This is a genomic window from Arthrobacter sp. Hor0625, assembly GCF_052567525.1.
The window spans coordinates 1,326,158-1,339,936 of record NZ_CP199586.1 but is presented as its reverse complement, the minus strand read 5'-3'; the positions used below and the strand labels follow the sequence as shown (position 1 = coordinate 1,339,936).

The window sequence follows — 13,779 nt, the reverse complement described above, 5'->3', positions numbered from 1 at the left end:
GCTTAGTTGCCTCCGGGCTGGGCGGGGGCGGTGGCCCCGGCGGTGATCAGTGAGTGGTATTCGACCTCATCCTTGGTCAGTTCCATGTAGGCCTCCTCGAGGCTGGCCTGCAGCGGGGTGAGTTCGTAGATCATGACCCGGTGCTCCAGCGCGGTGCGCGCGATGTCGCGCGGGTCCAGGCCCGTAACCTCCAGCAGTTCGTTTTCCTGCGTTTCGACGGAGACGCCGTCGCCGGCGAGCAGCCGCAGCAGCTGGTCCGGCTGGTCGGTGCGGACGCGGGTCCGGATCCGGCCGCGTCCGGTGATGATTTCCTGGATCGGGGCGTCGGCGATGATCCGGCCGCGGCCGATCACGATCAGGTGGTCCGCGGTGAGGGCCATCTCGCTCATGAGGTGGCTGGACAGGAACACGGTCCGGCCCTCGGCGGCGAGGTACTTGACCAGGTTCCGGACCCAGACGACCCCTTCGGGGTCCAGGCCGTTGACCGGCTCGTCCAGGATGACGGTCTGCGGGTCGCCGAGCAGCGCCGCGGCGATGCCCAGGCGCTGTCCCATGCCGAGCGAGAAGCCGCCGACCTTCTTCCGGGCGACGTCGGCCAGGCCGGTCATTTCGATGACGTCGTGCACGCGCTTCTTGGGGATGCCGTGCGTCGCGGCCATGGCAAGCAGATGGTTGTAGGCCGACCGGCTGGTGTGGACGGCCTTGGCATCCAGGAGGACGCCGACGTCGCGCACCGGGGCCGGGTGGCGGTCGAACGGTACGCCGTTGACGGTGACGGTGCCCGACGTCGGCCGGTCCAGGCCCATGATCATGCGCATGGTGGTGGACTTGCCGGCGCCGTTGGGGCCAAGGAAGCCGGTGACCCGGCCTGCCTCGACGGTGAAGCTGACCCCGTCGACGGCGGTTTTCCCGCCGTAGACCTTGGTCAGGCCGCGTGCTTCGATCATGGAAGCGTTCCTTTGCGTTGCGTGTGGTTGTGTAACCCCCACGCTACCGACGACGCCGCCGCATTTCGCCGCTCTCAGGGATGATTCAGGGGCCAATCAGGGTAATCCGCGGGGATGACCGCTCAGGACTCCGGCTGCGGGCAGTAGTACACCAGACCCCGGGGTTCCACGGAGAACTCCACGGACCGCACGCCCGGCATGACCTCACCGTCCACGGCCAGCACCATGGTCCCGGCAGCGGGCTCGACCCGCACCCGGCGCGCCTCGCTCAGGTGGGTGATCCGGGAACTGGCCACCGTGCCGGTCAGCACCGCCCAGAGGAGCCGCACCCGGGCGAAGGACTCGTCCGCGGTGATCATGCGGAGGTCCAGCACGCCGTCATCCAGCACCGGACGCACCAGCGGGGCGTGGTCGCGGGGGTAATAACGTCCCCGGCCGACGTAGAGGATCCACAGTTTGTGCCGCACGCCGTCCACCACCAGGGTGCTGGGCGTGCCCGCGGCGAAGGTGCGGAACATGGCGACGACCCCGGCCAGCGGCTTGCCGAGGGCAGGCTGGAGCTGTTCGCGCCGGCGCACCAGGTTGGGGTACAGCCCGATGCTCGCCGTGTTCAGCATCGGCAGCTCCAACCGTTCGGGGCGCTCCGGCAGCCCCCGCTCCACCGTGACCCGGCCCAGGTCCGCCCGGGCGGCAGCCCCGGCGGTGGCCGCGTCGACGGCGGCCCGCAGCGTGCCGGTGCCGGCATCGCGGGCGAAGTGGTTCAGCGTCCCGCCGGGCAGCACCAGCAGGGGCAGGGTGTGCCCCGCCGCGGCCGCGGCGGCGGTCCCCACGGTGCCGTCGCCGCCCCAGACGCCGAGCGCCTTGAGGCCGGGCCGTGCGGCCACCGCCTCGATCTCGGCCTCCACCTCGCCGTCGGGACTGATCTCATGTATATACGCTTTGGGGAATACTTCTTGGAGGGCGGCCGCGGTCTCGTCAGCGTACGAGCCGCCCAGGGTGTTGACGGCAATTCCCAGGCCCTCGCCGCCGGGCAGCGCCGCTGCCTCCACCGGAGTGCGCCGGAGCGCGGGGAACGGCGGGCGCACGGGCCACCACCGGCGGGTCACGAGTGCTGCGGCGGCGCCGATCGCCGACCCGAAAAAGACGTCGGAGGGCCAGTGCGCGCCGGTGTGGACCCGCGAATAGGCCACGCCGGCGGCCACAGGTGCCAGCGCCGCGCCAAGGGCCGGCTGGACCAGCCCCACACCGAGCGCGAACGCGGCGGCGGAGGCCGAGTGCCCCGAGGGCATCGAGGAACTGGTCGGCTGCGGATGGACGAATCGGAACACCGGCAGGTGCTCCGGCAGCGGGCGCGCCCGCGGGAGCAGGGTCTTGAAGACCAGGTTGGTCACGGCGGAGGCGACGCCCTGGGCGAGCACCCCGTGCAGGGCCGCGCGCCGGGTCCTGCCCGGGATGAGGGTCATCACCGCGGCGGCCCCCAGCCAGAGCCTGCCGTTGTTCGCCGCCGCTGAGAGCCGGCGGAAAAAGTCATCGTGGCTGCCGCCGGGAAGCCCGGAGACGGACTGCACCAGCCTGCGGTCCAGCCTCTCCAGCCGGCGCGGCGTCGTCCCCAGTATGCTTCGCATTTCCCCACCCTACTGCCGGGCCCGGGGCCGGGTGCCTAACCGGCGCGCAGAGGCTTCGCGGCGCCGGCCAGCAGCAGGGCGCCGAGAATGGGGACGCCGATGGCGAGCAGGGCCAGCCGGATGCCGGTCAGGTCGCCCAGGTACCCCAGCAGGGGCGGCCCGGCCAGGAAGGCGATGTAGCCGATGGTGGACACGACCGAGACCCGGGCCGCCGCCTGCCGGGGGTCGTCCGCGGCGGCGGACATGCCCATCGGGAAGGCCAGCGCGGCACCCACGCCCCACAGCGCGGCACCGGCGGTGGCCAGCCAGATGTTGCCGGCCAGGACGAAGAGTCCCAGCCCGGCGGCGGCTGCGGCCATGCTGGCCCGCAGCACCGCGACGCGTCCGTAGAGATCGATGGCGCGGCCGCCGAAGAACCGCATGGCGGTCATGGCCAGCACGAACACCGCGAAAAGCAGGGCGCCGGTGGACTGCTCGGCGCCCAGGCCGTCCACGGCGGCCTTCGCGATCCAGTCGTTGCCCGCGCCCTCGGTCAGAGTGGCGCCCAGGACCACGACGCCGATCAGCAGCGTGCGGCCGTCGCGCCAGGCCGCGGCGGCGCGGGGCGCGCCGTCGCGGTCCGCGGCGGCGGGCGCCGGCACATGCGGCAGGAAGTAGCGGGGTGCCAGCAGGGCGGCGACGAGCACGACGCCGGCGATCACGAGCAGGTGCGCCGGCAGGCCGACGCCGATCCGGGAGAGGCCGGCGCCGATTAGCGCGCCGACAAAGGCCCCGCCGCTGAAGGCCGCGTGGAACTGCGGCATGATGGTCCGGCCCAGCCGGTGTTCCACATCCGCGCCCTCGATGTTCTGCGAGACATCCCACAGGCCGATGCCGATGCCGAAGAAGAACAGGGAGACGGCCGTCCCGGAGGTGGACGCGGCGCTGAGCGACAGCGCGATCCCGACGCCGGCGGCTGCTGCGACGGCCCCGGCCGCGCGGACCGTGTTGGCGGTGCCAATCCGGCCGACCACCCAGCCGGCGGTGGGCAGGGCGATCAGCGACCCGGCGGCGACGCACAGCAGCAGCGTGCCCATCTGGCCCGAGGAGATCTGCAGGGCCTCCGTCACGGCCGGAATCCTGGCCGCCCAGCTGGCGAAGACCAGGCCGTTGATCCCGAAGACCAGGAAGGTGGCGGCGGCCGCAGCGTTCAGCTGCCGGCCGGTTGTCGTGCTTGTCATACGATCACTGCTTCCACCGAATGTCGGGCGAGTTCGGCGCGTTCCGCCGGACCAAGGTCTTTGTCTGTCACGAGGATGTCGACGGCGTCGAGCCCGGCGACCAACGCGACGGCGTTGGCATCCCACTTGGCTTCCGAGCAGGCGGCGATCACGCGGGCGGCCGACTCCAGGCCGGCGCGTTTGACCGCAGCATCGGCCAGGTCGTGGGCCAGGAGGCCGTCGCGGAGGTTCACAGCGCACGGGGTGAGGACGGCGGCGTCGAACCGCAGCGCGCGGATGTTGGATTCGGCCAGGGGTCCGCGGAAGGAGAGTTCACCGGGGGTGAGGCTTCCGCCGGGAAGCAGCAGCTCGGGACGCAGGCGCGGGGAGGCGCTGGTCATGGCGTTGACCGCCTGCAGCGACATCGGCATGACCGTCAGGTCCCGGTCCCGCAGCTGGCGTGCCACCTCGGTGGCGGTGGTGCCGCTGTCCAGCCAGACGTGCCCACGGTCCTGCAGCAGGGCGGCCACGCCGGCCGCGATGCGCACCTTGGCGTCGTGATCCTCGAGCGCACGCTGCCCGTACTCGGGGTTCTCGCCGCGGGAAACGAGGCTGCGGGCGCCGCCGTGGACCCGGCGGAGGACGCCGCGCAGCGCCAACGCATCGAGGTCGCGGCGGATCGTGGCGCCCGAGGCACCGCACTCCGCCATCAGCTCGTCGACGCTCATGTGCTCCCGCTGGCGCAGGAGTTCGCCGATCCGGCGGTGTCGCTCCTCGGTGGTCATGAGTAAATGATATTGGAAAATGATCAATTAATCACAAATGATCATCATCTGGTGGGTCAGCGGGCGCGGGCGACCCGCTGCTCGTCCCACACCGGCTCGGCCGATTCGTAGACCTTGCCGTCGGAGCCGAAGACCAGGAACCGGTCGAAGGTCCGGGCGAACCAGCGGTCGTGGGTGACGGCCAGGACCGTGCCCTCGAAGTGATCGATGGCCCGTTCCAGCGCCTCGGCGGAGTGCAGGTCAAGGTTGTCCGTGGGCTCGTCGAGGAGCAGCAGGGTGGCACCGGAGAGCTGCAGCAGCAGGATCTGGAACCGGGCCTGCTGGCCGCCGGAGAGGGATTCGTACTTCTGCTCGGACTCCCCGGCGAGACCGTAGCCGTCCAACGCCCCCGCTGCCGCCTCGCGGCCCAGGCCGGAGCGGTGCTCGTCGCCGCGGTGCAGGATTTCCAGCAGTGTCTTGCCGAGCAGGTCGGGCCGGACGTGGGTCTGGGCGAAGAACCCGGGCCGGATCCGGGCGCCGAGCTTCACCGTTCCCTCGTGCGGAACCTCCGCGATCTCGACGTCGGAGACCGGCAGGTGCTCGCGCTCCGGGTCGGTGCCGCCGGTGGCGAGCAGGCGCAGGAAGTGGCTCTTGCCCGATCCGTTGGAGCCGAGGACGCCGACGCGGTCGCCGAACCAGACCTCGGTGGAGAACGGCTTCATCAGCCCGGTGAGCTCCAGCTTCTCGGCCACGATGGCGCGCTTGGCGGTGCGTCCGCCCTTGAGCCGCATCTGCACGTTCTGCTCGATCGGCAGCGCCTCGGGCGGGCCGGCCTCGAGGAACTTCGCCAGCCGGGTCTGCGCGGCGTGGTAGCGGTTGGCCATGTCGGAGCGGAACGCGGCCTTGTTCTTGTACATGTTGACGAGTTCCTTGAGCTTGACGTGCTCCTCGTCCCAGCGCTTGCGGAGTTCCTCGAAGCGGGCGTTGCGGTCCGCGCGGGCGTCCACGTAGGAGCCGAAGCCGCCGCCGTGGATCCAGGCGCCGGCACCGTTGATACCCGGCTCCAGGGTGACGATCCGTCCGGCGGCGTTGTTCAGCAGCTCGCGGTCGTGGCTGATGAACAGCACGGTTTTCTTTGACTCGTTGAGTTTGGCTTCCAGCCAGCGTTTGCCGGGCACGTCCAGGTAGTTGTCCGGTTCGTCGAGGAGCAGCAGTTCATCGGGTCCGGCGAACAGCGCCTCCAGGACCAGGCGCTTCTGCTCGCCGCCTGAGAGGCTTGAGGCCGGCCGGTGCTGGGCGCGGTCGAAGGGCAGGCCCAGGGCCGCCATGCAGACCTCATCCCAGACGGTTTCGACGTCGTAGCCGCCGGCGTCGCCCCAGTCCACGATCGCCTGGGCGTACGCCATCTGGGTGGGTTCATCGTCGTGTTCGACCATGGCCAGCTCCGCGGCGTCGACCGCGCGGGCCGCGGCAGCCAGGGCCGGCGGTGCGGCGGAGACCAGCAGGTCGCGGACGGTTGAGCCGTCCCGTACCTGCCCGACGAACTGCCGCATGATGCCCATGTTCCCGGACCGGCCGACCACGCCCTCGTCCGGGACGAGGTCCCCGGCGATGATCCGGAAGAGCGTCGTCTTGCCCGTTCCGTTCGGTCCGATCAGCGCCGTCTTGGTGCCGTCCGGAACCTTGAAGGTCACCTGGTTGAGCAGCTGGGTGCCGTCGGAGAGGAAGTAGTCGATGCCGGAAACGTCAATATGAGCCACCCAGCCATCTTCCCACGCCGGGCCTGCCCGGGCCGGGCGTCAGCCGGCGCCGGTCAGGAACTCCTTGAGCAGCGGGCCGGAGGTGGTGGCACCGAGGCCGCCGTCCTCCACGAACACGGCCACGGCGAGGTCGCCGTGCACCGCGACGATCCAGGCGTGGGTCTTGGGCGGGTTGTCCTTGCCGAACTCGGCGGTTCCGGTCTTGGCACCGACCGGAGCGCCCGGAACCGAGGCAAGGAAGCCCGCGTGGCCGGAGGTGACCACCGCGCGCATCATGTCCGCGAGGGAAGCCGCTTCGGCGGCCGTCACCGGTTTGCCGGGCGCCGCCGCGGGGGCGGGCGCGGACGACGTCGGCGAGGCCGTGGGACCGGCCGACGGCGTCGCGGCACCTTCGGCGGCGGCGTTCGGGTTGAGCACCAGCTGCGGCGAGACCGGGGCGCCCTTGGCTACCGAGCCGGCCATGACGGCGGCGGACAGCGGGGACAGCAGGACCTTGCCCTGGCCGATCATGGACGCGGCATGCTCGGTGCCTTCCGCCTCGCCGGGGACGGAGCCCAGGAATGCTGCGGCCCCGAGGGACGGCGCCTCGACGGCGACGCCGAGGGATGTCGCAGCCGACTCCAGCTGGGCCTGGCTGACCTTGCCGCGGGCGTTGATGAAGGCGGTGTTGCAGGAGTGGGCGAACGCGTCGCGGAGGGTCACGGACCCGAGCGAGGAGGCCGGGTAGCCTTCGGCGTTCTTGAAGGTCCGGCCGTCCACGGTGAGCGTGGGCGGGCAGTCGACTTTGCTGTCCGGGGTCATGCCGTTGCGGAACATCGCCAGCGAGTCGACGATTTTGAAGATGGAGCCGGGGGCGTATTGGCCGAGCATGGCGGTGTCGTAGCCGTTGCTGCCGGGGCCGGAGGCGGCGGCCAGCACGGCTCCGCTGGAGGGCCGGAGCGCGACGATGGCCGATGCCGGACCGATGTCGGCCAGCACGTCCTCAGCCAGTTGCTGCAGCCGCGGGTCCAACGTGGTCTTCAGCGCGGTTCCGGGCTTCATCGGCTCCTGGAAGAGCACGCGGCGGCCCTTGTCGGGCAGTTCCTGCCGTTGCTCCGCGGTCAGGCCCTCGGTCTGGGCGAAGACCTGGATGCCGCTGGTGCCGCGCAGCTGGGCGTCGTACTGCTGCTGCAGGCCGCCGGTACCGGTGGTGTCCCCGGCGGTCAGGGTGCCGCCGGACTTTTCGATCTGCTCGGCGCTGGCTTCTCCCACGGTGCCAAGCACGGCACGGGCGAAGGTTCGGGTGGGGGCAAGCGGCAGGGTGTCGGCAATGGCCCGGGCGCCGGGGATCGCACTAATCTCCTGGTCCGTGATGGTCCGGCCGGCCTGGCGCAGGGTGATGGCCGGGACGAACGCCTCGGGCCCCGACGCGGCCACTTGCTTGGCGTATTCGCCGGGGTCCACCCCCACCAGCCGGGCGAGTTTGTCGGCGGCGTCGGCGGGGTCGGCCGCGCCCAGCCGCGGCTTGTCGATGCCGACGTGCACCACGGGCCTGTAGGTGACCAATTTGGCCCCGCCGGCGCCCAGGATGTCCGCCCGCTGCGGGGATTCGGCAGCGGTGCCGAGGACTTCGGTCTCGGCGAGGCCGGGGACCAGCAGTTCCGGGGACCAGGCGGTCCGCCATTTGCCGTCCGCCTTCTTCAGCTGGGCGGTCACGGTGTATTTCCACTCCCCGGCGCCGATCTTCCAGCTGTAATCCAGCGGAACCGAGGCGCTGTCGTTCTCCAGCTTCAGTTCGCCGGCGGCCACGGCCGGTTTGGCCGGATCGAGGGCCTTGAAGACGGCCTTGAGCCGGTCGTTCGCCGCCCCGGAGTCCTTGCCGTCAAAGGCCACCCCGCCCACATCGAGTGCGGCGACCGAGGACGCCAGTTGCCGGGCTGCCTCCTCGGCGCCGGAGCGGCCGTCGTCGCACGAGACCAGCGAACCGCCGAGAACCAGGGCGGCCACGGCGAGAGACAGTTTTTGAATTTTCCCCATCGCGCCATTATGCCCCGGGCCACGGACAGTGGTTTGTCACGTCATTGATCCGCGGAACCGTGCGGCCGGATGATCCGCTGCTGCACCGCGGCCGCCACCGCCGCCGTCCGGTTCTGGACACCGAGCTTGTCGTAGATGTGGACAAGGTGCGTTTTCACGGTCGCTTCGGAAATGAACAGCTCCTTGGCGATGGCCCGGTTTGCCAGGCCGGCGGCGAGCAGTCCGAGCAGCTGGATTTCCCTGGCGGAAAGGGCGGGTCCGGGGCTGCGCATCCGCCCCAGCAGCCGGGCGGCGACCTCGGGGGCCAGCGCCGTCTGCCCCGCCGCGGCGGCGAGCACCGCCTGGCGGATCTGCTCGGGCGGCGCGTCCTTGAGCATGTAGCCGCTCGCGCCCGCCTCCACCGCCGCGAGGATGTCCGCGTCCGAGTCGAAGGTGGTGAGGATCAGCACCGGCGGCGCCGGGGTCCCGCCGTCGCCGGCCTGGATCCGGCCGGTCGCGGTGACCCCGTCCATGCCGGCGCCCATCTGCAGGTCCATGAGCACGACGTCGGCCGGTTCGCCCAGCGCCCGGAGCCGCGACAGCGCAGCAAGGGCCGCGGCTCCGTCGGCGGCCTCGGCTGCGACGGTAATGCCCTCAAGCTCGGTGAGCATGGCCCGCAGGCCGGCCCGGACCACGGGGTGGTCATCGACGAGCAGGACGCGGATCGCGTTCACGGTGTGTCCTTTCCCAGCGGCAGCCGGACGGCCACGACCGTTCCCTCGCCGGGCGCCGACTCGACCGCCAGGGTGCCGGAGAGCGCCGCGACACGCTCCCGGAGGGACCTCAGCCCGTAGCCGGAGCCGTCCGCCCGCTCCGGCACTGCGGCGGGGTCGAAGCCTGCGCCGTCGTCGAAAATGTCCATCGCGACCTCGGTGCCGACAAAGGACAGCGTCACGACGGCGGTACCGGCGCCTGCGTGCTGCAGCACGTTGGCCAGGCTGGACTGCGCGGCGCGCAGCAGGGTGGTCCGGTACGCGTTGGGCAGCTCCACCGGCACGCCTTCGACCTCAAACCGGCACGCCAGCAGGGCGCCGCGGGCGGCGGCCTCCGATTCGGTCGTGGCGCACAGCCGGCGCAGGCTGTCCGGCAGGGAGCGTCTTTCCAGCTCGGGGGACTGCAGTCCGCGGACAAAGTTGCGGGCCTCCGCGAGGTTGGCCGCCGCGGTTTCCTGCACGGTCCGGAGCCGGTCCCGCGCCGCGGCGGCGTCGCCGGCCGCCAGCGCCTGCTCGGCCGACCGGCCGATCAGCACGATGCTGGAGAAGCCCTGCGCGAGCGTGTCATGGATCTCGCGGGCGAGCCGGGTCCGCTCCGCCAGGCTGCCGGCGTCGTGCTGGCGGCGGGCCAGTTCCGCGCGGGTACGGCGCAGCTCTTCCGCGGCCAGGCGCTGGTTCTCCGCCTCCCGGTAGAGGGCCCGGTAGGCCAGGCCGGTGACGACGGCGAACGCGGCCCCGAAGACCGGGCCCAGGACCATGGGCAGCTGCAGGGCGCTGGCGGGTCCGCCGTTGTGGAGCCAGAGTGCCGCGACCACCAGGACGGTGCTGGCGGCAATGGCGGCGAGGGCCGGACGACGGGGCAGCAGGTGCAGCTGCAGGAAGAACAGCGGGAAGGCCAGCCAGACAAAGTCGGGACTCGCCCGGATCAGGAGCAGCCACAGGAGGCAGACGGCGGCCAGCCACCACAGCGCGTAGGGCCGGGGATTGAAACGGCCCGGCCGGAACGCATGGCGCTTTTCCAGCACCGTGCCGGCCAGGTAGACGCCGGCGAGGCCGAGCGCCAGCCCGAGGGTGAGCCAGCCGGCGCCGCGAAGCCCGTCCGCGGCAAGCCGTACGACGGCGACCAGGAGCAGCACGGCGAAGCCGACGTGCAGGCTGACCCGCAGCACCCGCAGGATCAGAGCGGTGTCACCGGCTGTGTCACCGGCTGTGTCACCGGTTTGGGCCGGTGGCCGCACGTTTCCTGCTCCCATGATTTCAGCCTAGCCGGGCGTCCCGGCGGTGGAGCCCGCAAGCCCCCCGCCGGCGGCCGGAATCAACCGATCGGTTGACCCGCGGATCATCCCGACGGCGGCCCGGGACCATCCGGAGGCGCGATGGCAGCGCGCCGCCGGGGCGGGACAGTGGAAAGGAAGCCCATTCCCAAGACAAAGGAACCCCATGTTTCTCGCCATCCGCGACCTCCGCTTCGCGAAGGGCCGCTTCGCCCTGATGGGCGGCGTCGTCGCCCTGATCACCCTGCTGCTGGTGCTGCTCTCCGGGCTGACCGCCGGGCTGGGCAACCAGTCCACCTCCGCCATCGCCGCCCTTACGGCCGACCAGGTGGTTTTCGGTGCCCCCGCCGGCAGCACCCCGGAGGCCTCGTTCACGGCGTCTGAGATCACCCCGGCCCAGCTCGCCGGCTGGGCCGCCCGCGACGGGGTCGGCCGGGCCGAACCGCTCGGCATCAGCCAGGGCCGGCTCCAGGCCCTGGCTTCCGGGGGCGTACCCGCCGGCACCGCCAGCGTGGCCGTTTTCGGCGTCACCGCCGACCTGGCGCCCTCGCCGGTCGCCGACGGCACCGTGGTGGTCGGGGCCGGGACGGCCGGAGACCTCGGGCTCGACGTCGGCAACCAGATCTCGATCGGGGGCACCACGTTCACGGTCGCCGCCGTGGTCCCGGACCAGTGGTACTCGCACACGGGGGTCGTCTGGACCACGCTGAATGACTGGCGCAGGATCGCGCACCTCGCCGGCCGGGACGCCGTGGCCACCGTCGCCGCGGTCCGCTTCGACGAGGGCGCAACGGTGGACACGGCGGCCGCGAATGCGGCCGCCGGCACCGTCAGCACCAGCCTCGAAGGCTCCTTCCAGGCGCTCGGTTCCTACCGCAGCGAGCACGGATCGCTGCTGCTCATGCAGGCCTTTCTGTACGGGATCTCGGCGCTGGTGATCGTGGCCTTCCTGACCGTGTGGACGGTGCAGCGCACCCGGGACATCGCGGTCCTCAAAGCCATGGGCAGTTCACCGGGCTACGTGCTCAAGGACGCCATGGTCCAGGCGGCGGTGGTGCTGGCCGCCGGCGCGGGCGTGGGTGGTGCCGCGGGCTTAGCCGGTGGACTGCTGGCCGCCGGCGCCGCCCCCTTCCTGACGTCGGTGCAGACCACCCTGCTGCCGGTGGCCGGGGTCATTGCGCTGGGCCTGGCCGGAGCCGCCCTGGCGGTGCGCGGTGTCACCCGGGTCGATCCGCTGCTCGCCCTCGCCGGCAACTAAAACCCCCCGAAACATTCCCTGAAAGGCATATCTATGGATACCGTCCTCACCCTCAGCCACGTCTCGCTCGAATATCCCGACGGTGCAAGCACCCTCCGCGCCCTCGACGATGTCTGCCTGGCTCTCCGCCCCCGCGAGTTCGTCTCGCTGATCGGCCCTTCCGGCTCGGGAAAATCTTCCCTGCTCGCCGTCGCCGCGACGCTGGTGCAACCCACAGCGGGGTCCGTCGTGGTCGCCGGGCAGGAAGCCGGAACGCTCTCGGACGCAGGCCGGGCCGGTCTGCGCCGGAACAGTATCGGCATCGTCTTCCAGCAGCCAAACCTGCTGCCCTCGCTCACCGCCGTCGAACAACTCGTGCTCGCCGCGCACCTGAGGTCCGAACCGCCGCGGAACGCGGGGGCCCGGGCCACGGAGCTGCTGGCGCGCGTGGGACTTTCGGCCGTGCTGGACAAGCGTCCGCACCAGCTCTCCGGGGGTCAGCGCCAACGGGTCAACATCGCCCGGGCGCTGATGGGCGATCCGGCGGTGCTGCTGGTCGACGAACCGACCGCAGCCCTCGACCAGGAGCGCAGCGAGGAAATCGTCCGGCTGCTCCGCCGGGTTACGGACGAGTTCGGCGTGGCCACGCTGATGGTCACCCACGACACCGAACTGCTCGCGTTCACCGATGCGGTGGCCACCATGCGGGACGGCAGGCTCTCGGCAGCCGAACCCCTCGCGTCCCTGCGCTGACCGGTTCCGCGTCAGAGGCCGAGCGGAGGGACCGGCAGCCGGAAGATGTCACGCAGGGCGTGCCGCGCGGCGTGCAGGCCGGGCATTCCGCTCACGCCCGGACCGGGCGGCGTGGAGGAGGAGCACAGGTAGAGGCCCGGCACCGGGGTCCGCCACGGCACGGGGTTCAGCACCGGCCGGCGGAGCAGGCCGCGCAGGTCCATGGCGCCGGCGCTGAAGTCTCCGCCGACGTAGTTCTCGTTGTATTCCGCCAGCCCGGCCGCCGTGGTCACGCGGTAATCGATCACGAGGTCCCGGAATCCGGGAGCAAAGCGTTCGAGCTGGGCGATCACCGCGTCGCCCATATCCACCGTGGACCCAGCCGGAACGTGGCAGTAGGTCCACAGGATGTGCCGTCCGGCCGGCGCACGGCCGGGGTCGAAGCGGGAGGGCTGCGACACCAGGACGTAGGGGCGCTGGGGATGCCGGCCGGCGGCCACCTGGCGTTCGGCCTCGGCCGTCTCGGCCCGGGTCCCGCCCACGTGCACCGTGCCGGCGTCGGCCAACCCGGGCGCTGCCCAGGGCACCGGACCCGAGAGGATGAAGTCGACCTTGCAGGCCCCGTTCCCGAAGCGGAACGACTCAAGGGCGCGCAGGTAGCCCGCGGGCAGGGCGCTCCCGGCAATCCTCGCCAGGCCGGGCGGCGCCACATCCAGCAGGGTCGCCCGCACGGGCGGCAGCTCGGCCAGCGATCCGATCCGGGCTCCGGTCTCCACTACGCCGCCGTGGGCCTCGAGATCGTCCACCATGGACCGGGCAATCGCCGCCGAACCGCCGACCGGGATGGGCCATCCGCCGGCATGCCCCAGGGCGCCCAGCAGCAGCCCGGCCCCGGCCGCCGGCAGGGTGGGAAGCGGGGCCACCGCGTGCGCCGCGACCCCGGTCAGCAGGGCGGGCGCCAGGTCCTCGCGGAAGCGAGCGTTCCACAGCAGGGAACCCTGCTCGAGGGTCCGCAGCCCGAACACCGCGGCCGCCACTGGGTTCCGCGGCACCCGCAGCAACTGGTTCAGTGTCAGGTCCGTGACGCCGTCCAGCCGGTCCAGCAACGGCTGCATCAGCCGGCGGTAGGCTGCGCCGTCCCGGCCCAGGCCCGCCGCGGTGCGCTCCAGCGAGCGGTATCCCAGTGCGGCGCGGCCGCCGTCGAGCGGGACGCCGTGGGAAAGTTCCGGTACTTCGAGCTGCACCCTGCGGGCGAGTTCAAAATCCCGGAAGAACGGCGCCGCCAGGACCATCGGGTGGACGGCCGAACACACATCATGGAAGTGCCCGGGCGCGATGACTTCCGCGGTCCGCAGGCCGCCGCCCACCGAGGGTGCGGCTTCGTAGACGTGGACCTTCAGGCCGGCGCGCGCCATCGTCACGGCGGCCGCCAGGCCGTTGGGTCCGGATCCGACGACGGCGACGTCGGGCACG

The 13,779-nt window shown here is 71.8% G+C and carries 11 protein-coding genes; 2 read left to right on the top strand and 9 right to left on the bottom strand.

What is annotated here, in order from left to right; translation table 11 throughout:
* Positions 1-2 precede the first annotated feature (2 nt).
* The 8 genes from ACTWLI_RS06070 to ACTWLI_RS06035 form a co-directional block, all read right to left on the bottom strand.
* Complete coding sequence (locus ACTWLI_RS06070) at positions 3-947, bottom strand: ABC transporter ATP-binding protein (protein ID WP_445155753.1); 945 nt, start codon at positions 945-947, stop codon at positions 3-5.
* A 122-nt stretch (positions 948-1,069) separates the two neighbouring features.
* Positions 1,070-2,572 carry a bifunctional phosphatase PAP2/diacylglycerol kinase family protein gene (locus ACTWLI_RS06065; RefSeq protein ID WP_445155752.1) on the bottom strand — a complete coding sequence of 501 codons (1,503 nt, stop codon included), beginning with the start codon at positions 2,570-2,572 and terminating at the stop codon, positions 1,070-1,072.
* 35 nt (positions 2,573-2,607) lie between these two features.
* Positions 2,608-3,792 (bottom strand): MFS transporter, encoded by a 1,185-nt coding sequence (locus ACTWLI_RS06060; protein ID WP_445155751.1) that lies wholly within the window; start codon positions 3,790-3,792, stop codon positions 2,608-2,610.
* A complete protein-coding gene (locus ACTWLI_RS06055) occupies positions 3,789-4,556 on the bottom strand; it encodes a DeoR/GlpR family DNA-binding transcription regulator (protein ID WP_445155750.1) in 768 nt (255 codons plus the stop codon). Before ACTWLI_RS06055 ends, ACTWLI_RS06060 begins: the two co-directional genes overlap by 4 nt.
* A gap of 56 nt (positions 4,557-4,612) precedes the next feature.
* Positions 4,613-6,295: an ABC-F family ATP-binding cassette domain-containing protein gene (locus tag ACTWLI_RS06050; protein WP_445155749.1), complete on the bottom strand. Its 1,683-nt coding sequence runs from the start codon at positions 6,293-6,295 to the stop codon at positions 4,613-4,615.
* Positions 6,296-6,334: 39 nt separating this feature from the next.
* On the bottom strand, positions 6,335-8,311 hold the full coding sequence (locus ACTWLI_RS06045; protein WP_445155748.1) for a penicillin-binding transpeptidase domain-containing protein: 1,977 nt from the start codon (positions 8,309-8,311) through the stop codon (positions 6,335-6,337).
* A 41-nt stretch (positions 8,312-8,352) separates the two neighbouring features.
* The gene (locus tag ACTWLI_RS06040) at positions 8,353-9,024 is read right to left on the bottom strand and encodes a response regulator transcription factor (RefSeq protein WP_445155747.1); all 672 of its coding nucleotides are present in this window, start codon (positions 9,022-9,024) and stop codon (positions 8,353-8,355) included.
* On the bottom strand, positions 9,021-10,316 hold the full coding sequence (locus tag ACTWLI_RS06035; RefSeq protein WP_445155746.1) for a sensor histidine kinase: 1,296 nt from the start codon (positions 10,314-10,316) through the stop codon (positions 9,021-9,023). Before ACTWLI_RS06035 ends, ACTWLI_RS06040 begins: the two co-directional genes overlap by 4 nt.
* A 187-nt stretch (positions 10,317-10,503) precedes the next feature.
* Between ACTWLI_RS06035 and ACTWLI_RS06030 the strand changes: the two genes are divergently transcribed.
* Entirely contained in the window at positions 10,504-11,595 is a 1,092-nt protein-coding gene (locus ACTWLI_RS06030; protein ID WP_445155745.1) for an ABC transporter permease, read from the top strand.
* A 33-nt stretch (positions 11,596-11,628) separates the two neighbouring features.
* The gene (locus ACTWLI_RS06025) at positions 11,629-12,327 is read left to right on the top strand and encodes an ABC transporter ATP-binding protein (protein WP_445155744.1); all 699 of its coding nucleotides are present in this window, start codon (positions 11,629-11,631) and stop codon (positions 12,325-12,327) included.
* An 11-nt stretch (positions 12,328-12,338) separates the two neighbouring features.
* On the opposite strand, the gene ACTWLI_RS06020 is transcribed toward ACTWLI_RS06025, so the two are convergent.
* Positions 12,339-13,778, bottom strand: coding sequence for a phytoene desaturase family protein (locus ACTWLI_RS06020; RefSeq protein WP_445156131.1), 1,440 nt, complete (start codon positions 13,776-13,778; stop codon positions 12,339-12,341).
* Position 13,779 lies beyond the last annotated feature (1 nt).